The following is a 23,098-nucleotide window of genomic DNA, read 5'->3' on the forward strand; positions in this document are numbered from 1 at the left end:
TCACCCCTAGGTAACAGTCAAGATTTTCAGTTAAGGAGCGCCCGATGGCCGAGATTACAGACCCCGAAAACACCATCCTGATGGAGCTGAAAGGCGGCACCGTCACAATCCAGCTATTGCCCGATGTGGCCCCAAAACATGTGGAACGCATGAAAGAACTTGCCCGCGCTGGCAAATACGACAACGTGGCCTTTCACCGTGTGATTGATGGTTTCATGGCCCAGACCGGCGATGTGGAACATGGCAACATGGAAAATGACTTTAACCTGCGTATGGCCGGAACAGGTGGTTCGGACCTTGGCAACGTGCCGGCGGAATTTTCCAAAATCCCCCATGCCCGCGGATCTATCGGTGCCGCGCGCTCTGCCAATCCGGACAGCGCCAACAGTCAGTTTTTCATCAACTTCAAGGACAACGATTTCCTGAACGGACAATACACCGTTTACGGTCAGGTGATTTCGGGCATGGACCTTGTCGATGCGATCACCAAGGGTGAGCCACCAGCCGAACCTGATCGCATGATCAGCGTCAAGGTCGCAGCCGATGCGTGAAATTGTTATCGGAGGCCTTTTTGCAGCACTCATCGGCACAACGGCGATGGCCTCTGGCCTCAAGATCGAGGTGGCCGGTGAGGCCAACGGCACCATCACCATTGACTTGCTCGAAGACGTGGCACCTTTGCACACCGCACGGATCACTGAACTTGCAGCCGCAGGGGCCTATGATGGTGTGGTGTTTCACCGCGTGATTGATGGCTTTATGGCACAAACCGGTGACGTGCAGTTTGGCAAATCTGATGGCGACACGGCGCGCGCTGGAATGGGCGGATCGGATATGCCGGATGTTTCGGCTGAATTCTCGGAGATCCCCTTTGACAAGGGCGTGGTGGGGATGGCGCGGTCGCAAAGCCCGGACAGTGCCAACAGCCAGTTCTTCATCATGTTTGATGCCGGACATTTTCTGAATGGCCAGTACACGGTGGTGGGCCGGGTGACGGACGGACAGGATGTCGTTGATGCGATCAAACGCGGTACCGGTGGAAACGGCACTGTGGTTGGCGATCCTGACGTGATGCAGAAAGTCACTGTGATCGACTGAAGCCAGCTGCCACAACGTTAAATAAACAAAAAGGCGGTCCAGCACGGGCCGCCTTTTTTCATGCGCGGGGGCCGACAAGACGGTGCCGCAGTGGTCAGGTCGGGCTTAAGCATCTGCATCAGACATAAAAAAAGGCACCGCAGCGTGCTGCGATGCCTCAAATAGCTTGTTGCCGTCTTTGCCCTTAAGAGGCGGGGTTCGACTTTTGCGCTGGTGCACCTTTGGCACCGGGGTTCAGCGGATCGTCCTGACGCTGAACGGAGCCTTCAAAATGCGCACCCGATTCGATGGCTATGGTCTTGTGGATGATGTCGCCTTCTACCCGCGCCGTCGACGTCAGGCGGACCTTGAGGCCACGCACACGCCCGACAATGCGGCCATTGATCACAACGTCATCGGCAATCACTTCGCCTTTGATGGTGGCGGTTTCACCAATGGTCAGCAGATGTGCGCGAATGTCACCTTCAACCGTGCCTTCGACCTGAATGTCGCCGGTGGTTTTCATATTGCCCGTGACATGCAAATCCGCTGACAGCACAGAGGCTGGCGGTTTCGCTTTGGGTGCGCTGGCCTTGAATTCATTGGGCTTGGGTGCCGAAGGGGCACCGGATGCCGGTACATTCGAGGTCGTTGGTTTGTGCGCATCGCCGTCCTTTTGAGGGGCGGGATCGTTGATTTTGCTTTTAGAAAACATCGTTTGCAGCCTTGATATAGATCATGGGGTTAACAGCTTTGCCACCTACACGGACTTCATAGTGGAGGTGGACACCGGTGACCCGTCCAGACGCTCCCATATCACCAATATGCTGTCCGCGCGAGACCCTTTGGCCTACTTTTACGCGAATACGCGATTGATGAGCGTATCTTGTCTCAATGCCAAAGTCGTGTTTGATTTTGACCAGCCGTCCATAACCCGATTGCCAGCCTGCGTGGGTAACAACGCCGTCCGCCGTGGCATAAAGCGGGGTGCCTGCACTGGCCGCGAAATCAACGCCTGAATGCATACGCCGACCACCGGTCTTGGGATCGCGGCGAAACCCGAACTGGCTGGTAAAGCGAAAACCGTTTTTGACGGGTTTTGCAAAGGGCGCTTTTTCAGCGGCGATGCGGTACAGGTTCAGACGGTCCATCTGGTCCAGCAGCCGGTTGGCACGCAATGTATCAGGGGTAGGCTCTTCGCCGCGCGTGGTGAACGACAGCGGCGTCATCGGGCCACCCTGACCGGAATAGCCGCGTTTCACAGTGGCCAGAATGCTCTCGGTGGGCATGCCTGCATTGCGGAACATTTTATCAAGCGGGGCGACTGAAACGGTCATCGCTTCTTCCAACTGGCGAAAGATCGCGTCGTTCTGATCGCGCATCAGCGCAATCTCTTGGGTCATTTCATCGGCGTAAAGCAATGCGTCCTGTGCATCGATAATCACCTGATCACGTTCTTTTGCCGTGCGGGCCAATGCCTCAGCCAGAAAATCAATCGGGGCGTTGCTGGCGGCGGTTTGAATGACACCTGTGCCGCCTTCTTCGATGTCGCCTTGCAATTCAGCAAGCTGAGTGCGCGCGATTTCCCGGTCTTTCATCGTGTCACGCAACGTCGACTGGATCACGTCAATCCCGGTTTCCAATTCGCGGCGGTGGGTCTCTGATTCCAACAACTCCGACTGCATTACGGAAATCTGTTTGAGCGCGGCATTGAACCTGTTTTGCGCGGCAAGAGCTTCGTCGGCGCGGGTGTCGCGCTGAGCAGACAGGTCATTCAGGCGGGCCTGATAGGTGCGCTGGTCCCGCTTGGCCTGCTCGCGGAAATTGCCGGAACCGATGCTGTCCATCAAAATGATGGCCGTTGCCACGATCGCCCATGCCACCAGCAAAGCGGAGCCTGCAAATGCAATCAACTGGGTGCTGGGGTGTAAACGGATAAAGCGCGTATCATTGTCAGACTTCAGGAACACCCGGCGTTCGGGAAAGTGTCGTTCCAGAATGGAATGGATTTTGATAGCGATCCGTGTGCGCACGTGTGATGTCCTCTTTTCTCGTCCCGAACAGGCCCACCAAATCCGCCTTTGGTACGCTCGCGTTCATACGTCATTAGCCAGTGGGTGCCAATCGGGCAACCCTGATGACCAACGGCGTGGCGCCAAACCACCGGAATGCTAGAAATGGGCAAAAATCCGCCTATACCAACGACTTGCCGGATCAGCTTCATCCTTGTTCCGTCAGGGGCCAGTAAAAGTCTGGCGGAATACCCGCCTCGGCGCGCTTTTCTTCGTTAAACGGTGGTTTGAGTACACCGTGAAAATATTGCCGGACCAGCGCGTGAAACTGTTCTTTGGGGTCTTCGTCAAATCGCCCGCATAAAAAATGGAACCATTTGCTGCCGTAAGCAACATGGGCAACTTCCTCGGCATAGATCGTCTCCAACGCGGCAACGGCCCCTTTGTCTTTGGCCTGCTGGAAGATCCTGATCATCCCGGGGGTCACATCAAGCCCACGCGCCTCAAGCACCATCGGCACCACGGCAAGGCGTCCCATCAGATCTTCTGCGGTATCTTCTGCGGCGCGCCACATGCCTGCGTGGGCAGGCAAGGCTCCATAAAAGCTGCCTGCCGATTCAAGGCAATCACACATCAGATTGAAATGTTTGGATTCCTCATCTGCCGCTTTGACCCAATCATCATAGAACCCCATCGGCAGTTTCACATCGCAAAATCGCGCGATGATGTCCCAATGCAGATCGACCGCGTTCAATTCAATATGTGCCACAGCGTGAAGCAGTGCGATCCGACCCTCGGGCGTGCCGGGTTTGCGGTGGGGCACGTCGCGGGGGCGTAACAATTCGGGGCGCTCGGGACGGGCTGGCTGCATCGGCGGGGATGTGCGGCCCACGTCGGGTGTTTCACCCGCCGTACGCGCGGCTTGCCACTGGGCGGCAAAGCCGCGTGACATTTGTGTTTTTGCGCGGCCATCGCCACAGCGCAAAACGGCTTCGGCCATCTCTGCCAGCGGTTTCACAAAGCGCGCACCGCTTCAAGAACCTCCTCGACATGACCGGGCACTTTCACCTTGCGCCAGATGCGCGCGATGGTGCCATCCGCGGCAATCAAATAGGTCGCCCGTTCGATGCCCATGGATTTTTTGCCGTACATGTTTTTCTCAACCCATACGCCATAGCTTTCTGTCACGCTGCCTGTTTCATCTGACAAGAGCGGCACCGTCAGATCATGTTTGGCGGTGAACTTGTCATGCTTGGCCATGGTGTCGCGCGATATCCCGAAAACCCTGGCACCTGCGGCCTCAAACGCTGCCAGGTCTGCGGAAAACCCGATGGCTTCCGTGGTGCATCCGGGCGTGTCATCGCGTGGATAAAAGAACAGAATCACTGCCTTGCCCTTGAGGGCGCTCAGCGTAATGTCGCCGCCACCGGTGGCGGGCAGGGTGAAATCCGGGGCGGGCTGCGAAATCTCTGGCATGGCTCACTTTCTATTCACTTGGAAGGGCAGGTAAGGGCTGTCATACTAGGGCGAAATTGGCAACGGCCAAGCCCCCCGGAATTCCCATGACATGGACATCAATGACCAAAGGCGTCGACCCACCCACACCAAAACCGCGCGGCCGTCGATTGCGCCGCGCCGGGGTCTGGTCACTGGCGATGACGATGCTTGTGGTGATCGCTGCGGCAGGCGCGTTCATCTACGTGAAGGAACGCCCCATCACCGCGCCACAATGGGTGCAATCGCGTATTGAGGCGCGGATCGCTCAAGAGATGCCGCAAGCGCGCGTGACTTTTGGCGAAATGGTCTTTGTCATGGATGAAGGGTGGCGGCCTCGTGCGCTGCTTCGAGATGTTTCCGTGGACACGCCCACCGGCACGCAGATCATCGGCTTCAACGAACTCAAGGCGTCATTTTCCATGCGCGCCCTGCTGCGCGGTGTCGTCCAACCGCGTGATGTGGCGCTGTCCGGGGTCTATGCCGCGCTCAGGCGGGGCGAGAACGGGCGCGTTTCCTTGATCGCGGGCACCGCACCGTCTGCCCCCCGGCGAGAGGCCGCAACGCTGCCGCAGCTGATTGGGCAGATGGATCAGGTGTTGGATACGCCCGCGTTGAACGCGCTGGTCAACATTGAACTGCGCGCCCTGACGCTGCGCTATGAAGACGTCCGGTCCGGTCGGGTCTGGACATTGGATGGCGGGCGGATCGTCGCAACCCGCAAAGGCAAGGCATTGACCTTGGCTGCGGATCTGGCTGTGCTCAGTGGGGGGGCGGGCGTGGCGACTTTGGCGGCCAATTACACCAGCGATATAGGCGATACGGCGGCCGAATTCGGGGTCAGTTTTGATGGCATCGCAGCCCCGGACATTGCAGCTCAAGGCCCCGCATTCGCATGGCTCGACGTGCTGCGCGCACCAATTTCGGGCTCCGTACGAAGTGGTCTGGACGAAAACGGTCGCTTTGCGCCGATCAACGCGACGTTGCAAATCGGGGCTGGGGTGGTGCAGCCAAATGAGCAGACCAAACCGATTCCCTTTGAGGGTGCGCGCAGTTACTTCAGCTATGATCCGGCAGAACAATTGTTGCGGTTCGATTCCCTGTCTGTGCGCAGCCAATGGATCAGCGGACAGGCCAGTGGGACCGCCGCGCTGGGGGGCGTGGGGGCAGGCGGACAGCTGACCGATCTGGTCGGGCAATTCACCCTGACAGAGCTGACGGCAAACCCGCTGAATCTCTATCCCGAACCTGTCAGTCTGGCCGAAGCTGACATTGATTTCCAAATGAAGCTGAAGCCGTTTCGCGTCCAACTGGGTCGGTTGCAGATTTCCGATCAGGGACAGACCCTGCTTGTTGATGGCGGTTTGCAGGCCGATCCCAACGGCTGGCGGCTGTCGCTGGACGGGCGCATGGACGGGGTGCGACCTGAGCGGCTGTTGGAATTATGGCCAGAGCGGCTCAAGCCCAAGACCCGGACCTGGCTGGTTGAAAACCTGCAAGCCGGGGTGCTGAGCAATATTGATCTGGCCTTGCGCCGCAGCCCCGATGCGTCGCCGCAAACCTATCTCGCGTTTGATTATCACGATGCCACGGTGCGTTTCATGCGCACCATGCCGCCCGTTACCAAAGGGCGCGGCCACATGAGCCTGAGTGATAACCGCCTTGTGGTGACTGTGGATGATGGTCAGGTCATTGCCCCCCAAGGGGGTGCCGTTGCCTTGAGCGGATCGTCGTTTATCATGCCTGATGTGCGAGTTAAGGATGGCCCTCCGTCCGTTATACGGCTTTTGACACGCTCAACGCTCACCGCCGCGCTGTCCTTGCTGAACCAAGAACCGATGCAGGTGATGGACAAGGTCAAGCTGCCTGTCGATCTGGCCGATGCACAAGCGGTCCTCGAAGGGACTTTGGCGGTGCCGCTGAGAAAAGGCGGCGACCCCAGAGATGTCAAATTCCATGCGACCGGTGATCTGGTGTCGTTGCGCACCGACACATTGGTCAAAGGGCGCGCGTTGCGGGCCGCGCGCCTTAAGGTAGCGGTCGACAATGACGGGCTGACCATCTCTGGCAAAGGACGCATTGACGGGGTGCCCTTTGACGGCACATGGACACAGCCCATCGGTGCGGGGGCCAGCAAGAGCGCCTTGCGCGGTGATGTGAACCTGACCCAGACAACACTTGATGCGTTTGGCATCACCTTGCCGTCGGGCATGTTTTCCGGCGAAGGCAGCGCCCGGATCGCCCTTGATTTTCAGCGGGGCAAACCGCCGAAATTTGCCCTTGGGTCGGACCTGCGCGGGATATCGCTTTCGGTGCCGCAATTGTCATGGGTCAAGCCACGCTCAGCATCCGGAAATTTGCAGGTCTCGGGACAATTGGGGACGACACCACAGGTCGATGTGCTGCAAATCGAAGGGACCGGGCTAAGCGCCAAAGGCTCGGTGCGTCTTGCGGAAGGCGGCTCCTTGGACAGGGTGCGTTTTGACCGCCTGCGCCTTGGTGAATGGCTTGATATCCCGGTGGACCTGATCGGGCAGGGCAAGGGCAAGCCGGTTCAGGTGGTGCTGCGCGGAGGCACCCTTGATCTGCGCCGCGCTGAATTTGGCAAACCAAATGCGAATGCGCCACCCGGTCCGCCAATGATTGTCACCCTGGACCGGTTGCAGATAACCGACACCATCGCGCTGATCGGCCTGAACGGGCGATTTGACACAGCGCGCGGACTGGACGGGGCTTTTCAGGCGCAACTGAATGGTGAATCACCCGTTGAGGGCCGCGTGATACCGCAACAAGGGCGCAGTGCTGTGCGGCTGATCTCGGCCGATGCAGGCGGTGTGCTGCGGGCGGGGGGCTTGCTCAAACAGGTCGTTGGCGGTCAACTGTCGCTGTCGTTGTTGCCGGTTGGATCGGGCGGTGCCTTTGACGGACGGCTGACGATTGGTGATGTGCGCATAAAGGACGCACCGGGCATCGCCGCTTTGCTCAATGCCGTTTCGGTGGTGGGCCTGATCAATGAACTGAATGGCGACGGTATCTATTTTGACGATGTTGAAGCAGATTTCAGGCTGACCCCAAACCGGCTGACCCTGACCAAGGCCAGCGCCGTGGGTGCATCCATGGGGCTGTCCATGGACGGCATCTATGTTTTGGACAGCGGGCAGGTGAACATGCAGGGCGTGATCACGCCTGTCTATCTGCTCAATGGGATCGGGTCGATTTTCACCCGCAAGGGCGAGGGGTTGATCGGGTTCAACTATACCCTCAAGGGTCCGGCCAAAGCGCCAAATGTATCGGTCAATCCGCTGTCTGCACTGACGCCCGGCGGTCTTCGAGAAATCTTTCGCGCCCCGGCACCCGAATTGCCCGCCGTTGACGGGGTTACCGGATCAACTTTACCCGCACCGCCACCCGAGCGCGATAAACCAGTTGTCCTGCGCGGCGAGGATCGGTAGGGCGCGGCCATGAAACTGTCTGACTTTGATTTTGATCTGCCCGAAACCCTGATCGCCACCCGCCCCGCTGTGCCGCGTTCCTCGGCGCGCATGCTGGTGGCGCAGGGTGCTGATCTGCGTGATGGCCATGTGACCGACCTGACCACCTGGTTGCGGGCCGGGGATTTGCTGGTGCTCAACGACACCAAGGTGATCCCCGCGCGTCTGACGGGCCAGCGGGTTCGCGACAGCACCCAAGGACGGGTGCAGGCCAGGATCGAGGTGACTTTGCTGGAACCGCGCGCGGATGGCACCTGGGCTGCACTGATCAAACCGCTGCGCAAGCTCAAGATCGGGGAAACCGTTGTGTTCAGCGCCGATTTTTCTGCGACATTGGACGGTGTTGATGACGGGCAGGGCCATCTGCGGTTCAATTGCGCAGGTGATGTCTTTGATGACGCCCTCAATGCCGCAGGTGCCATGCCGCTGCCGCCCTACATCGCCGCCAAGCGGCCTGCCGATGCCCGTGACTTGACCGATTATCAGACCGTCTTTGCCCGCCGTGCGGGGGCCGTCGCCGCCCCAACGGCGTCGCTGCATTTTGACGCCAGCCTGCTTGCCGCCCTTGCGGTGAAGGGGGTTAAATTCACCCATGTCACCTTGCATGTGGGGGCCGGGACATTCCTACCCGTCAAGGTCGACGACATCAGCCAGCACAAAATGCACAGCGAATGGGGCCAGGTCAGCGCCGCTGCGGCGGCTGACATTGCGGCCACCAAAGCGGCAGGCGGGCGCGTTATCCCGGTGGGTACAACCGCATTGCGCCTGATTGAAACTGCTGCGCGCACGGGCCGGATCGCCGCGTGGGAGGGCGACACCGACATCTTCATCACACCGGGTTTCAAATTTCAGGTCGCAGATGGATTGATGACCAATTTTCATCTGCCCAAATCCACGTTGATGATGCTGGTGTCCGCACTGATGGGCAGGCAAACCGTCAAAAACATCTATGCCCATGCGATTGCAGAAAAATATCGGTTTTTTTCCTATGGCGACGCATCGCTGCTTTTTCCCGCACCCTGAGGTCGCGCCGCAATTTAAGGCGCGCATGTCGTTCTAAGGGATGACTTGGGCCTTCATTAGGTTCAGGGAAGGGTCAAAAGTGACAAAGGATTCGGGCAGATGATTCAGGTTTTGAGCAGCGCGTGGGCGCTCTTGCTTGGCATGGGATTGCTGATGGTCGGAAACGGGATGCAGGGCACCTTGCTCGGTATCCGGGGCGGCATAGAAGGGTTCACCACATTCGAGATGTCGATCGTGATGTCGTGCTATTTCGTGGGCTTTCTGGGCGGATCCCGCATGGCACCCGGCATGATCCGGCGGGTTGGCCACGTGCGCGTCTTTGCGGCACTTGCATCTCTTATCTCAGCGGTGATGATCCTCTATCCTACTTTTCCCAACATCATCATCTGGTCTTTGGGACGCGTGCTGATCGGGTTCTGTTTTTCTGCCGTGTATGTGACAGCGGAAAGCTGGCTCAACAACGCGGCAACCAATGAAAACCGCGGTCAGGCCTTGTCGCTTTATATGATCGTGCAGACGCTGGGCATCGTACTTGCGCAGGCCCTTTTGCTCACCGCAGACCCGTCTGGATTTGTCCTTTTTGTCATTCCATCGGTGCTGGTCAGCATCGCGGTGACGCCGATTTTGCTGTCGATCAGCCCCACACCTGCCTTTGACACCACGAAACCGATGAGCCTTCGGGAATTACTGAATTTTTCCCCGTTGGGTTGTGTTGGCATGTTCCTCCTGGGAGGGGTGTTTTCCGCGCAATTCGGAATGGCTGCGGTTTACGGGGCCGAAGCCGGGCTCAGCGTGGCGCAGATTTCGATGTTTGTTGCGATGTTTTTTGTTGGGGCCGTGATCTTGCAATATCCGATTGGCTGGGTGTCTGACCGGATGGACCGCCGCACGCTGATTGTGATCGTGTCACTGGTTGGCGGGGGCGGGTCGGTGCTGGGTATGTTGCTTGGCCATCTGTTCCCGGTCCTGCTGGTTTCTGCCTTTGTGGTGGGGGGGATGTCGAACCCGCTGTATTCATTGCTGATTGCCCACACAAATGATTTTCTGGAACATGAAGATATGGCCGCCGCTTCCGGAGGTATGGTATTTATCAATGGCTTAGGGGCCATTCTTGGGCCAATCATCACCGGTTGGCTGATGGGAACAGCCTTGGGACCGGGTGGATTTTATCTGTTCACAGCCATCTTGTTTTTTGTGCTGGCGGGCTATGCCGCCTACCGCGCGACACAGCGTGCGGCCAAGCCGGTCGACGAGACTGGCAACTATGTGCCGATCTACGCTTCAGCCACGCCGGTAGCTGTTGAATATGCACAGGAATACGCAATAGATGCCAGCCAGGACGCCGACGATGCGGGACATTAGTGCAACTGTGTCGAACCTGTTGCAAAACGTGAGTAGGCAGAGAGGTTAAGTATCTCTTAATGTTTAATAACTTGGAAACCGCACGACAAAGGAGTGCACCCAATGGTAGGCCCTGAAGAGGTATTAGAGTTCTGGTTAGATGAGATAGGCCAAAAAGGGTGGTATGATGCCAGCGATGCCCTTGATACCAATATTCGCAATCGGTTCGAGGACACATGGAACGCAGCCTGCGAGGGCAAGTTTTCTCTCTGGCTCACATATCCGTCCGGTGCCTTGGCTTATATCATCCTCACCGACCAGTTCTCGCGCAATATGTTCCGCGGCACCGGCAAGGCTTTTGCCAGCGACAAAATCGCATTGTCCGCCGCAAAATCGGCCATCGACAAGGGCTGGGACATGCGCATCGACGAACCGGCGCGTCAGTTCTTTTACATGCCGCTGATGCATTCCGAAAACCTGTGTGATCAGGACCGCTGTGTGCGCCTTATGTGCGAACGGATGCCGGTCACCCGCGATGCCAATTTGCTGCACGCCCGCGCGCACCGCGAAGTGATCCGCAAATTTGGACGCTTTCCGTATCGCAACGATGCGCTTGAACGGACAGGGACAGCCGTTGAACGCGATTATGTGGCCCAGGGTGGTTACGGCATGACAGTGCGCGCGTTGCAGGAAGGCGTTCAGGCGGCGTAGAATTCGCGCCATTCTCGCGGTTGTGGCCCTTGCAAATATAGTTTAACGGTAAACTATATTTGCAACTCTTCTCTGCGAGGTCCCTGATATGGCTGCGAAATCCTTTGATCTGATTGTGATTGGGGCAGGGCCGGGCGGCTATGTTGCAGCGATCCGTGGGGCGCAATTGGGCATGAGTGTCGCGATTGTCGAACGCGAGCATCTCGGCGGTATCTGTCTGAACTGGGGCTGCATCCCGACCAAAGCGCTGCTGCGCTCTTCCGAAGTATTTCACCTGATGCACCGCGCCAAGGAATTCGGCCTAAAGGCGGAAGGCATCGGCTATGATCTGGATGCCGTGGTGAAACGCTCGCGCAAGGTGGCGGGGCAATTGTCCGGTGGCATTGGCCATCTGATGAAAAAGAACAAGATCACCGTTGTGATGGGGGCGGCAAAACTGACCGGCAAGGGCAAGGTCAGCGTAAAAACCGACAAAGGTGATGAAGAACTGACCGCCAAAAACATCGTTCTGGCCACCGGTGCCCGCGCGCGCGAACTGCCCGGGCTTGAGGCAGATGGCGAACGCGTCTGGACCTACAAACACGCATTGCAGCCGCCGCACATGCCGAAAAAGCTGCTGGTCATCGGGTCTGGTGCCATCGGCATTGAATTTGCCAGTTTCTACAACACGCTGGGGGCTGACACGACCGTGGTTGAAGTCATGGACCGCGTGTTGCCGGTCGAAGACGCCGAAATTTCAGCCTTTGCCAAGAAAGCATTTGAAAAGCAGGGCATGAAGATCATGCAAAAGGCGATGGTCAAGCAGCTTGACCGTGGCAAAGACAAAATCACTGCTCATATCGAAGTGGGCGGCAAGGTCGAAAAGCAAGAGTTTGACACCGTGATTTCCGCCGTGGGCATCGTCGGCAACGTAGAAGGACTGGGCCTTGAGGACCTGGGTGTGAAAGTCGACCGGACCCATGTTGTGACAGATGAATACTGTCGCACGGGCGTGGACGGGCTTTATGCCATTGGCGACATCGCAGGTGCACCATGGTTGGCGCACAAGGCGTCCCACGAGGGCGTCATGGTAGCAGAATTGATGGCAGGCAAACATCCACACCCTGTCAAACCCGAAAGCATCGCGGGCTGCACCTATTGCCATCCGCAGGTCGCAAGCGTGGGATATTCCGAGGCGAAAGCCAAGGAACTGGGATATGAAATCAAAGTCGGCCGCTTCCCCTTCATCGGCAACGGCAAGGCGATTGCTCTGGGCGAAGAGGGCGGCATGATCAAAACCGTCTTTGACGCCAAAACCGGTGAGCTTTTGGGCGCACATATGGTTGGGGCCGAAGTGACCGAACTGATTCAGGGCTATGTGGTGGGCCGACAGTTGGAAACCACCGAAGAAGACCTGATGAACACGGTCTTCCCGCACCCAACGCTGAGCGAGATGATGCACGAGGCGGTGCTGGATGCCTACGGGCGTGTCATCCACATGTAGGTGTCTGGCCTCCGGCTTGATACCTTGATCTGGGGTGCACCGGCACCTGCGGCAGGAGAAAGTCATGTCTGATCCATTTCAGGACGTCGATGCGCGCGGCGCTGAATTCATCAAAACTGTCGGTGATGCGCTTGAAACCCGTGCGGCTGAACCCGCGATGCAGGAAATCGTTGACAGTTATCTGGCTGAACTGACCTATCCTGATGGTGGTCTGCACATCGAAATCGGCGCGGGCAGCGGCGCAATCGCCCGCAAATTGGCGACCTATGCGCACAACGGCCAAGTTCTGGCCAGTGACATGTCACCGGGACTGATCGCCTATGCCAAAGCCCACAAAGACAATCCCGAAAACCTGAATTTTGAAGTGAGCGAAGGGAGGGCATTGCCGCACGCTGACGCCAGCGTGGAAAATGTTGTGATGCACACGGTGCTGTCGCATGTGCCTGACCCATCGGTCTTGCTGACCGAGGCGGCGCGCGTCCTGAAACCGGGCGGAGCACTGGTTGTCTGTGACGCCGATTTTGCCAAGGCCAGCATCGGCAACGCCTTCGCGGACCCGCTAGGTGCCTGCGCGCAGTATTTCGCGGAACACTTCGTAACCGACAAATTTCTGGTTGGAAAACTGCGCGACCTGATCGCGCAGAGCGGCCTCGAACTCGCCTCCTTTCGGGTCGCAATCCGGATCATCACCGAAGGGCAGGGCGGCATGACCTTTGTCGGCATGGGCGGCAAGATGATGGTTGAACAGGGCCTGATCGGGAAAGAGCTGGCCGATGCGCTGATTGCGGAATATGACCGTCGGATCGAAAACGGATCGCTTTACGGTTTTGTCCCTTTTGCCATCGCGATTGCGCATCGGGTTTGATAAACGCAGGCGACAATCGCTGGTTGCGCACAGGCTTGGGCGCAGCACCAAACCCTTAGGAAGTCACACCAAATGGTCAGCATCAACCGTGTCGTCATGCAACCGACCAGCCGTCGAATGATCCAGGCGCTTGGGCCGCAGAAGCTTGAGGTCGCAGAGGTGTCTGGAAAATGGGGCCAAATGTTCAACTTCAAGAGCTATGAACAATTTCGTTATCCCAAATATGACATCTGTGAAGGGCCGTTCAAAGATGCCGAAACGGGTAAGGAACGTTGCTTTGATCTGATCCTCGCCAATCAGGTCTGGGAACATCTGGATCGGCCCTATGCCGCCACCCGAAATGTCTATAAAATGCTGCGTAAGGGCGGGTTTTTCTGGGTTGCTGTGCCATTTTTCGTGCCGTTCCACGCCGCCCCTCAGGACAATTCACGCTGGTCCGCGCGCGGCCTCAAAAACCTGCTGATCGAGGGCGGCTTTGACGCGGATGCAATCCATTCTGAGCAATGGGGCAACCGACATGCCGCCCTGCGCAATATGGAAGAAGAATGGCCGCCCGTTTACGACCCCGAAACCGATGACATCAAGAATGATCCGATGATGCCGATCTGTTCCTGGGCCTTGGCCCAAAAGACATAATGCGAAGCTGAGTGACTGATAGAACCCCCTTTCCTTTGATCTTTGCCCTTTGGGGTGCCGGCCTCGGCGCGGCTGCCCAATATGGCAAGGTCAGCGTGATCTTTGACATGCTGCCTGACGCCTATCCCAGTGCGGGTGCCGCCATTGGGTTCATTGTGTCGCTGGTTGGTTTTGTCGGTATCCTGTTCGGCGTTGTCGCTGGATTGGTGGTGGCGCGCATCCGCTATCGGCGCGCCTTGCTGGCGGCGTTATGGGCCGGGGCGGCCGTTTCAATGGTGCAGGCGTTCCTGCCACCGCTGCCTTGGATGTTGCTCAGCCGGATCATTGAGGGCGCATCGCATCTTGCCATCGTGGTTGCCGCACCGACCCTCATCGCCCAACTCAGCGCGCCCAAGGACCGGGGACTGACCCTGACGCTCTGGGGCACATTCTTTGGCGTGGCCTTTGCCGTGTTGGCGTGGCTTGGACGTCCCTTGGCGCTTTCACTGGGCCTGCCGGCGCTTTTTGCGGCACATGGGATCTATATGGCGGGATTTGCGCTGTATTTGTCTGCACGCCTTCGCGCCCTGCCGGACGAGGGGACACAGCCGCCATTCTCACTGGTCCAGACCTTGCGCGACCATGTCACCATCTACCGGTCCCCTCGCATCCCTGCGGCAGCGGCAGGATGGTTGTTTTATACCTTCAGCTTCGTGTCGATCCTGACCGTCTTGCCCCCCTATCTGGACGCAGAGGTGCGCACCCTGATCATGGGGGCAATGCCGCTGACCAGCATCGCGGTCTCCATGACCTTCGGCGTGGCGCTTTTGCGGTTCATTTCGGCGGTGCGTGTTGTCGAAGTCGGGTTTGCCCTGTCGGCACTCTGTATGGTCTGGCTATGGCTCAGCCCCGGTGCACCTTTGGCCTGCCTCGCTCTGGCAGGTGCGATGGGATTAATCCAGGGGGCCAGCTTTGCCGCCGTACCATACCTGAACGAAACGCCCGCGACCCAGGCGCAGGCCAATGGCGCGATGGCCCAGATGGGCAACATCGGCAATACCATCGGCACGCCGATTATGGCCGCCGCCTTGGCTGGCATGGGCTATGCCGCACTGCCTCTGCTGGCGGGGATTGCCTTTTTCGGTGGTCTGGCAATCCACCTATACTTGGGTGTTCTGCGCAAAGAGTGACTTTGTTCCCCTTTGGTTCTCATTTTTTCATTGGAGAATCCCGCCACACCACCTATGTACAGATCGTTAACGGGGGCATGTGATGGCTGAGCTGAAGAATATCGAAGTGCGCGGTGCGCGAGAACACAATCTCAAGAATATCGATGTGGATATCCCCCGCGACCAACTGGTTGTTATCACGGGTCTTTCCGGGTCTGGAAAATCGTCGCTGGCCTTTGACACGATCTATGCCGAAGGGCAGCGCCGCTATGTCGAATCGCTTTCCGCCTATGCGCGTCAGTTCCTCGATATGATGCAAAAACCCGATGTCGATCACATCAGCGGCCTCAGTCCGGCAATTTCCATTGAACAGAAAACCACGTCAAAGAACCCACGTTCCACGGTCGGGACGGTGACGGAAATCTACGACTACATGCGTTTGCTGTTCGCCCGCGTCGGCACGCCTTACAGCCCGGCCACCGGCAAACCCATCGAAGCGCAGCAGGTTCAGGACATGGTGGACCGCATCATGCAGATGGAGGAGGGCACACGCGCCTATCTGCTGGCCCCTATCGTGCGTGACCGAAAAGGTGAATACCGCAAGGAATTCATGGAGTTGCGCAAGACCGGCTTTCAACGGGTCAAGGTGAACGGTGAGTTCTATGAACTGGACGAACCGCCAACGCTCGACAAGAAGTTTCGCCATGACATTGATGTGGTGGTCGACCGGATTGTGGTGCGCGAAGGGCTGGAAACGCGTCTCGCGGACAGCTTGCGCACCGCGCTTGACCTTGCCGACGGCATCGCAATTCTGGAAACGGCCCCGTCCGAAGGCGACCCGGACCGCTATACCTTTTCCGAAAAGTTTGCCTGCCCGGTCAGCGGCTTTACCATCCCGGAAATCGAACCGCGCCTGTTTTCGTTCAACGCGCCGTTTGGGGCCTGTCCCGATTGCGACGGGCTGGGGGTTGAACTGTTCTTTGACGAACGCCTCGTGGTGCCGGATCAGAACCTGAAAATATATGACGGTGCACTGGCCCCATGGCGCAAGGGCAAGTCGCCTTATTTTCTGCAGACCATTGAAGCGATTGCTAAACACTACGGTTTCAAGCAATCCGCCAAGTGGAAGGATCTGCCGGAAAACGTGCAGCAGGTTTTCCTTTATGGATCCGGTAAGGAAGAGATCAAGTTTCGCTATGACGAAGGCGGACGTGTTTACGAAGTGACGCGCGTGTTCGAAGGCGTGATCCCCAATATGGAACGGCGGTACCGCGAGACCGACAGCAATTGGATACGCGAAGAGTTTGAGCGGTATCAGAACAACCGCTCCTGTGGCACCTGCAACGGCTACCGCCTGCGTGCCGAAGCTTTGGCGGTCAAGATTGGCCCTGCCGATGGTGGGCCTGAAAAACTGCTTCATGCGGGGCAGGTGGTCCAGATGTCGATCCGCGAGGCATTTGAGTGGTGCCAGACCGTTCCTACACATCTGACTGTCCAGAAAAACGAGATTGCCAAGGCGATTCTGAAGGAAATTCGGGAACGTCTCGGCTTCCTGAATAACGTTGGTTTGGAATATCTTACGCTGGCCCGTTCAAGCGGTACATTAAGTGGCGGCGAGAGCCAGCGTATCCGTCTGGCCAGCCAGATCGGTTCAGGTCTGACCGGTGTTCTTTATGTGCTGGATGAACCCTCCATCGGCTTGCACCAGCGTGACAATGATCGGCTGTTGCTGACCCTCAAGAACCTGCGCGATCAGGGCAATACGGTGATCGTGGTGGAACATGACGAAGAAGCCATTCGCGAGGCCGATTATGTGTTCGATATCGGCCCCGGTGCGGGTGTGCATGGTGGCCGTGTGGTCAGCCACGGTACCCCCGATCATGTGGCGAACGACCCCAATTCGATAACCGGTCAATATCTGACCGGCGTGCGCGAAATTCCCGTGCCCGCAGCGCGGCGCAAGGGGAACAAGAAAAAGCTGCAGGTGGTCAAAGCCACCGGCAACAACCTGCAAAACGTCACGGCGGATTTCCCGCTGGCCAAGTTTGTCTGTGTCACGGGTGTTTCAGGCGGCGGTAAATCCACCCTGACCATTGAAACGCTGTTCAAAACCGCGTCGATGAACCTCAATGGCGCGCGTCAAACGCCAGCCCCTTGTGAGACCATCAAAGGCCTTGAACACCTCGACAAGGTCATCGACATCGACCAACGCCCCATTGGCCGCACACCGCGCTCAAATCCAGCGACCTACACCGGTGCATTTACGCCGATCCGTGACTGGTTTGCCGGACTGCCCGAGGCCAAGGCGCGCGGCTACAAGCCGGGGCGGTTCAGTTTCAACGTCAAGGGCGGGCGGTGCGAGGCCTGTCAGGGCGACGGCGTGATCAAGATCGAAATGCACTTCTTGCCGGACGTTTATGTGGAATGTGAAACCTGCAAGGGCGCGCGCTACAACCGCGAAACGCTTGAGATCAAATTCAAGGGCAAAAGCATCGCAGACGTGCTGAACATGACTGTTGAAGATGCGCAAACCTTCTTTCAGGCGGTTCCGTCAATCCGCGAAAAGATGGACGCACTGATGCGGGTTGGCCTTGGCTATATCAAGGTCGGTCAACAGGCGACCACGCTTTCGGGCGGGGAGGCGCAGCGCGTGAAGCTGAGCAAAGAACTGAGCAAGCGGTCCACCGGTCGTACCCTCTATATTCTGGATGAACCGACGACGGGTCTGCATTTTGAAGATGTGCGTAAGCTGCTGGAAGTGCTGCATGAACTGGTGGATCAGGGCAATTCGGTGATCGTCATTGAACACAACCTGGATGTGATCAAAACAGCCGATCATATCATCGACATTGGCCCGGAGGGCGGCGATGGCGGTGGTCTCATCGTGGCCACGGGAACCCCCGAAGAGGTGGCCGGGGTTGCGGAAAGCTATACTGGCAAATACCTCAAACCCATGCTGGAGAAACGGACCAAAGTGGCGGCGGAATAGACCGCCGCCGACCTTATCAACGTTTCATGCCGCAGGTGTTCATGCCCAGCAAACTGTACAAGGGACACGTCCCTAAAACACCGGTGGCCAGTGGCACGATCCCAATTAAAAGCAGCCAGCGATAGGGGGCGTCGGGCATCATAAAGAACGCGACCAACAAGGCGATCCCGACGAGGACCCGCACGGTCTTGTCGAAAACCCCTACATTTTTTGAAAACATGTCTCCAACTCCTTGGTTTGATGTTCAAAGTGTTGCATGTTTTTGGTCAGATTGCGTTGATCTGAATCAACATGAATCTAATTTCCGGGTGCGTTGAGGACGAGATCACACAGGCGGGCAAAACCTTTCGCGTCCAGGGTGTCAAAGCAACCGCTGAGTTTTTCCAATTCATCTGCGCGACTGCTGCCCAACACCGGGTCGGCAAACAGATGGAATTTTTCGGATATCTCGGCATCAGATAAGGGCAGGTCGGTATCGCCGCGTGGCGTGCGCGGCTCAGACGTGAAGGAACGCCCGTCCTTGAGCGTCATCGTCACCTGCGCCCATCGTTTACCGACAGAGATTGCAGTGAAATGGGGATCATCCACCAATTGGGTCGCCTTTGAAATGCGCAGGATGTCGGGGTCTTGTAATGTGGCTTCGGCCAGTTCCGGCACGCCAACCTGTCCGCGCACGATCATCGCCGCCACGGGAAACGCTATAGAATAGGCAAATTCATCAGATGTGGCGGGGGTATGGCCCGCCAACCTTGTGGCGTTGTGGAACGTTTTAATCTCGACCGCAGTAATCTGGTCATGGGTCAGCGCGTGATCTCGCATCAATGCAGCGGCGGCATCGAGGCTCGGATGTGCCCACCTGCAACAGGGGTAGGGCTTGTAATGGGTGTCCTCGACCAGCCGCCAGCGGTTGCCGAGGTCCGCCCAAAATCCCGGCGCGTCCTCGCAGGTCAGCGCCGGTGCGCCGGTAAATCCTTCGCGGGCCAGATAGGCTGCGGTGAGCCCCGATGGCGCACCCCAGCCAACCCCGTCGCGCAGCATCGTCGGGTGATCAATGCAGCGCATCATCTGGCTGCGCGGGCCGTGATATTCGCCGATGCCTGCCGCATGTCTGATTTCATCAGCGCTGCACCCCAAGGCGCGGGCACAGGCGACAGCAACCCCGACGGCAGTCCATGCACCAGACGTGTGGTAGTCTGCACAAGTCGCATGCTGAGCCAGACCCGCGCGATAGCTGACCTCATAGGCCACTGCCAACAATGCGGCGAAATCTGCGCCCGTCATTGGCACCTCTGCCGCATCAGCCATGGCCAGAAGGGCGGGGAATACCGCTGATCCGGCGTGGCCCTTGCAGGGGGATGTTCCATCATGCGCATCGACGGCGTCAACGGTGAACGCCCCCGCCATCGCGGCACCGGCGGGGCTGACGGTCTGACCATTCATCACGATCCGCGCACCACCAGCACCCCCGGCACCAAATAGCGCCACGGCACCGCGCCGGGCAATGTCGGCCATTACGGAAGTCGACCCCACCGCGGCCACGCCCATTGTGTCCGTAAACGATCGCCGCAAGACGCGCAGCACATCATCGGGCATATCGGCAAGGGTCAGATTGGCGGCAAATTCATGAAAGGGCAGGGACATGACAGATTTCCAGTGGGGCGCATTCATCCCCACCTTACGTCACCTCATGCGCCTGAATTGCCTGTTTGCGACGCTCAGCCTTCGCGCCCGCGCTTTTCAAAACGCGGCAACATGGCGGAAAAGTCCATGCCTTTGCCATCCTCATTCTCGACAAACTGGGCATAAAGCGCGCGGGCCAGTTCACCCATCGGCGTATCCGCGTCGGCCATCTCAGCGGCCTGTTGCGACAGTCCCAGATCCTTGAGCATCAATTCCGCGGCAAATCCCGGTTTATAGTCGTTGTCGCTGGGCGCGTTGGGCCCGACACCGGGGGCCGGACAATAGGCATTCATTGACCAAGAATAGCCTGACGAGGTGCTGACCACATCAAACATCTTTTGGCGATCAAGCCCCAGCTTATCAGCCAGCGCGAACGCCTCGCAGGTGGCGATCATCGTCACCCCCAAAATCATGTTGTTGCAGATTTTTGCGGCCTGACCCGCACCTGCATCACCACAATGCACGGCCTTTTGGCCCATGATATCAAAGAGCGGTGCCGCCTTGGCAAACGCCGCCTCGGACCCGCCGGCCATGAACGTCAACGTGCCTGCAGATGCCCCGCCAATGCCACCAGAGACGGGCGCATCCACGGCCAATACCCCGGCCTTCTCTGCGGCCTCGGATGTGTTGCGTGCACTTTCCACATCGACGGTCGAGCAATCAATAAACAGCGATCCCTTGGCCATATGTTCAATCGCCTGCGCCGCCACCTGTCGCAAGATAGATCCGTTGGGCAGCATGGTGATGACCACATCGGCCCCCTTGGCCGCACCGGCAATGTCCGGCGCAACCTCTACTCCGGCGGCAGTGGTTCCAGCCACATCAAAGCCGCGCACCTTGTGTCCGGCCTTTGCCAGATTGGCGGCCATCGGCGCGCCCATGTTGCCCAGTCCGATAAAGCCAATTGTCAGGGATTGCATACCTCTATCCTCCAATGTCAGCGCATGTTTGCCCAAGGGTTGCAGCATCTTGGAAACGGCGGCGGGCGGCACCTTCATGTCCGCAAACTGCCATTTCGGGTTGCGGTCCTTGTCGATGATCGCCGCGCGGATGCCTTCGATGAAATCGCCATGTTCCGTCGCGCGAAAGGTAAAACGGTACTCCAGATCCAGAGCCTTTGCCATGCTCAGCGACGGCCCACGCAGCCGGTGGATGATCTCAATGGCGCAAGCCATCGACAGCGGTGAGGCGCGGCGCATTCCCTTGAGCGTTTCAGCCGCAAAATCGCTGCTGTCGTTGCTCAGGTCGGTCAACACATCGCCAAGGGCCTCGCCGCCAAAGAGCGCATTGATCTGATCGATCCGGCTCTGCAGCGTGCCGGGCGGTGGCACCTGTGCCGCGGCGTCAAGCACTGTCACATCGCCGTCCTGCTCCAGCTTTTCGATCAGGGTGGGCCAATGGTTCTCTGGCACGTAACTGTCTGCAAAACCTGCATATATCGCGTCTGCGGCCCCCATCCTTGTACCTGTGGTGCCCAGATATTCACCCAACCGCCCCGGTGCCAGCGCCAGCATGAGCGACCCGCCCACATCCGGCACCAACCCAATGCCGCATTCTGGCATCGCGATCTGGCTGGTCTCGCCAACGATGCGGTGCGACCCATGACAGCCGATGCCAACGCCACCGCCCATGGTGAACCCTTGCAGGAACGACACCACAGGTTTGGGATAATTGAAAATACGGTTGTTCAGGCGGTACTCATCGGCCCAGAATTTCTGCCCATAGGCATAATCACCTTTGGTGCCGCTTTCATAAAGCTCGGCAATGTCGCCACCGGAACAAAACGCGCGTTCGCCGATGGCATCAATGACAATCAATGCGACCGCATCGTCGTTGACCCATCTTTGCAAAGCCGCATCAATGGCCATGCACATGTCATAGGTCATCGCGTTCAACGCATGAGGCCGGGTCAGGGTGATCCGGCCCGCACACCCCGTGACGCGGATATCAATATCACTCATGTCCCGGACCTCAGCGGTTTTTCAGCATGTCGCGCGCGACGATCACGCGCATGATCTCGTTGGTGCCTTCCAGGATCTGATGCACCCGCAGGTCGCGCACCAGCTTTTCGATCCCATAATCAGCGAGATAGCCATAGCCGCCGTGCAGCTGCAGGCATTGATCGACAACCTTGCTGCCCGCTTCGGTCACAAATTTCTTGGCCATTGCGCAGAATTTCGTTGCATCCGGCGCGCCTGTGTCCAGCTTCCATGCGGCCTGACGCAGGAAAACGCGCGCCGCCTGCAATTCAATTTCCATATCAGCAAGGCGGAATTGAAGGCCCTGAAACTGATCAATGGGTTTGCCGAAAGCTGTACGTTCGCCCATATATTGCAGCGTGGCATTCAGTGCCGTCTGGGCCGCGCCGAGCGAACAGGCCGAAATGTTCAACCGCCCGCCATCCAGCCCCATCATCGCATATTTGAAACCCTTACCTTCTTCACCCACCAGATTTCCGGCAGGAATGTTGCAATTGTCAAACTGAACCTGAGACGTGGGTTGGCTGCGCCAGCCCATTTTATCTTCCAGCCCGCCAAAGCTGAGGCCCTCTGAGCCATCTTCGACATAGACCGTGGACACGCCCGCCGCCCCATCGTCAGAGGTGCGCACCATGGCCACATAGGCGTCAGAATAGCCGCCGCCGGAAATGAACGCCTTGGTCCCGTTCAGGGTGTATCCTTCATTCGTGCGCATCGCTTTGGTCTTGAGCGCCGCCGCATCTGATCCGGAACCGGGTTCCGTCAGACAATAGCTGAGCACTGTGTTCATCGACAAAACATCATCCATGATCCGGGCTTTCAGTTCATCGCTGGCAAAACTGTCAAGCATCTTGGCGCACATGTTGTGGATCGAGAGAAACGCGGCAACCGAGGGGCAGGCCATGCTGAGCGCTTCAAAGACCAGGGTCGCATCCAACCGGGTCAGGCCAGAACCGCCCGCATCCTCAGAAACATAAAGCCCGCCGAACCCCAGTTCGGCGATCTTCGGCCACAATTCCTTGGGAATGGTTTCGGCTTTTTCCCAGTCGCGTGCAAAAGGCGCGATGTTTTCTTGCCCAAAGGCGTAAGCCATATCGAAAATGGCGGTTTGTTCTTCGCTAAGGGCAAAATCCATGGCTTCAGAGTCCTCGGGTGAAGATTGAAATGAA

Annotated in this window: 19 protein-coding genes and 1 pseudogene; 11 read left to right on the forward strand and 9 right to left on the reverse strand. The window is 58.0% G+C overall.

The annotated features are described in order from the left end of the window. Positions 1-44 precede the first annotated feature (44 nt). Positions 45-551, forward strand: a complete 507-nt coding sequence (locus ACEWL3_RS06205) for a peptidylprolyl isomerase (protein WP_114878389.1) — start codon at positions 45-47, stop codon at positions 549-551. Continuing rightward, a complete protein-coding gene (locus tag ACEWL3_RS06210) occupies positions 544-1,098 on the forward strand; it encodes a peptidylprolyl isomerase (RefSeq protein WP_386178127.1) in 555 nt (184 codons plus the stop codon). The genes ACEWL3_RS06205 and ACEWL3_RS06210 overlap by 8 nt, the downstream gene beginning before the upstream one ends. Before the next feature lie 184 nt (positions 1,099-1,282). On the opposite strand, the gene ACEWL3_RS06215 is transcribed toward ACEWL3_RS06210, so the two are convergent. The 4 genes from ACEWL3_RS06215 to ACEWL3_RS06230 form a co-directional block, all read right to left on the reverse strand. Beyond that, positions 1,283-1,792: a bactofilin family protein gene (locus tag ACEWL3_RS06215; RefSeq protein ID WP_386178129.1), complete on the reverse strand. Its 510-nt coding sequence runs from the start codon at positions 1,790-1,792 to the stop codon at positions 1,283-1,285. Next, positions 1,782-3,110 (reverse strand): DUF5930 domain-containing protein, encoded by a 1,329-nt coding sequence (locus tag ACEWL3_RS06220; RefSeq protein WP_386178131.1) that lies wholly within the window; start codon positions 3,108-3,110, stop codon positions 1,782-1,784. Before ACEWL3_RS06220 ends, ACEWL3_RS06215 begins: the two co-directional genes overlap by 11 nt. Before the next feature lie 187 nt (positions 3,111-3,297). After that, positions 3,298-4,089 carry a ferritin-like domain-containing protein gene (locus ACEWL3_RS06225; RefSeq protein ID WP_386179426.1) on the reverse strand — a complete coding sequence of 264 codons (792 nt, stop codon included), beginning with the start codon at positions 4,087-4,089 and terminating at the stop codon, positions 3,298-3,300. A 14-nt stretch (positions 4,090-4,103) separates the two neighbouring features. Beyond that, positions 4,104-4,565, reverse strand: coding sequence for a peroxiredoxin (locus ACEWL3_RS06230; RefSeq protein ID WP_386178133.1), 462 nt, complete (start codon positions 4,563-4,565; stop codon positions 4,104-4,106). Positions 4,566-4,651: 86 nt separating this feature from the next. Here ACEWL3_RS06230 and ACEWL3_RS06235 point away from each other — a divergent pair, with 86 nt between their 5' ends. From ACEWL3_RS06235 to uvrA, 9 genes are all read left to right on the forward strand, one after another. Further along, positions 4,652-8,035: a YhdP family protein gene (locus ACEWL3_RS06235; protein ID WP_386178135.1), complete on the forward strand. Its 3,384-nt coding sequence runs from the start codon at positions 4,652-4,654 to the stop codon at positions 8,033-8,035. Positions 8,036-8,044: 9 nt separating this feature from the next. Continuing rightward, complete coding sequence (gene queA, locus ACEWL3_RS06240; protein WP_386178137.1) at positions 8,045-9,097, forward strand: tRNA preQ1(34) S-adenosylmethionine ribosyltransferase-isomerase QueA; 1,053 nt, start codon at positions 8,045-8,047, stop codon at positions 9,095-9,097. 99 nt (positions 9,098-9,196) lie between these two features. Continuing rightward, the gene (locus tag ACEWL3_RS06245; protein ID WP_386178139.1) at positions 9,197-10,459 is read left to right on the forward strand and encodes an MFS transporter; all 1,263 of its coding nucleotides are present in this window, start codon (positions 9,197-9,199) and stop codon (positions 10,457-10,459) included. 102 nt (positions 10,460-10,561) lie between these two features. Beyond that, positions 10,562-11,149, forward strand: a complete 588-nt coding sequence (locus ACEWL3_RS06250) for a DUF924 family protein (protein WP_386178141.1) — start codon at positions 10,562-10,564, stop codon at positions 11,147-11,149. An 88-nt stretch (positions 11,150-11,237) separates the two neighbouring features. Beyond that, positions 11,238-12,632, forward strand: coding sequence for a dihydrolipoyl dehydrogenase (gene lpdA, locus ACEWL3_RS06255; protein WP_386178143.1), 1,395 nt, complete (start codon positions 11,238-11,240; stop codon positions 12,630-12,632). Positions 12,633-12,696: 64 nt separating this feature from the next. Continuing rightward, positions 12,697-13,497, forward strand: a complete 801-nt coding sequence (locus ACEWL3_RS06260; RefSeq protein WP_386178145.1) for a class I SAM-dependent methyltransferase — start codon at positions 12,697-12,699, stop codon at positions 13,495-13,497. Between the two features lie 72 nt (positions 13,498-13,569). Next, a complete protein-coding gene (locus ACEWL3_RS06265; RefSeq protein WP_386178147.1) occupies positions 13,570-14,133 on the forward strand; it encodes a methyltransferase domain-containing protein in 564 nt (187 codons plus the stop codon). Between the two features lie 11 nt (positions 14,134-14,144). Beyond that, complete coding sequence (locus tag ACEWL3_RS06270; RefSeq protein WP_386178149.1) at positions 14,145-15,302, forward strand: MFS transporter; 1,158 nt, start codon at positions 14,145-14,147, stop codon at positions 15,300-15,302. Positions 15,303-15,384: 82 nt separating this feature from the next. Next, positions 15,385-18,270: an excinuclease ABC subunit UvrA gene (gene uvrA, locus ACEWL3_RS06275; RefSeq protein WP_386178151.1), complete on the forward strand. Its 2,886-nt coding sequence runs from the start codon at positions 15,385-15,387 to the stop codon at positions 18,268-18,270. Between the two features lie 16 nt (positions 18,271-18,286). Here uvrA and ACEWL3_RS06280 read toward each other — a convergent pair whose 3' ends face one another. From ACEWL3_RS06280 to ACEWL3_RS06300, 5 genes and pseudogenes are all read right to left on the reverse strand, one after another. Beyond that, on the reverse strand, positions 18,287-18,490 hold the full coding sequence (locus tag ACEWL3_RS06280) for a YgaP family membrane protein (RefSeq protein ID WP_386178153.1): 204 nt from the start codon (positions 18,488-18,490) through the stop codon (positions 18,287-18,289). 77 nt (positions 18,491-18,567) lie between these two features. Continuing rightward, positions 18,568-19,911 carry an MmgE/PrpD family protein gene (locus ACEWL3_RS06285; protein ID WP_386178155.1) on the reverse strand — a complete coding sequence of 448 codons (1,344 nt, stop codon included), beginning with the start codon at positions 19,909-19,911 and terminating at the stop codon, positions 18,568-18,570. Between the two features lie 74 nt (positions 19,912-19,985). Continuing rightward, the gene (mmsB, locus tag ACEWL3_RS06290; protein ID WP_386179429.1) at positions 19,986-20,870 is read right to left on the reverse strand and encodes a 3-hydroxyisobutyrate dehydrogenase; all 885 of its coding nucleotides are present in this window, start codon (positions 20,868-20,870) and stop codon (positions 19,986-19,988) included. A 72-nt stretch (positions 20,871-20,942) separates the two neighbouring features. After that, positions 20,943-21,911, reverse strand: a pseudogene (locus ACEWL3_RS06295) (enoyl-CoA hydratase/isomerase family protein); the annotation flags it as partial. A gap of 10 nt (positions 21,912-21,921) precedes the next feature. Continuing rightward, complete coding sequence (locus tag ACEWL3_RS06300) at positions 21,922-23,064, reverse strand: acyl-CoA dehydrogenase family protein (RefSeq protein ID WP_386178157.1); 1,143 nt, start codon at positions 23,062-23,064, stop codon at positions 21,922-21,924. Positions 23,065-23,098 lie beyond the last annotated feature (34 nt).

This window comes from Sulfitobacter sediminivivens, assembly GCF_042611115.2.
In the GTDB taxonomy this organism is placed as follows: Bacteria; Pseudomonadota; Alphaproteobacteria; order Rhodobacterales; family Rhodobacteraceae; genus Sulfitobacter; species Sulfitobacter sediminivivens.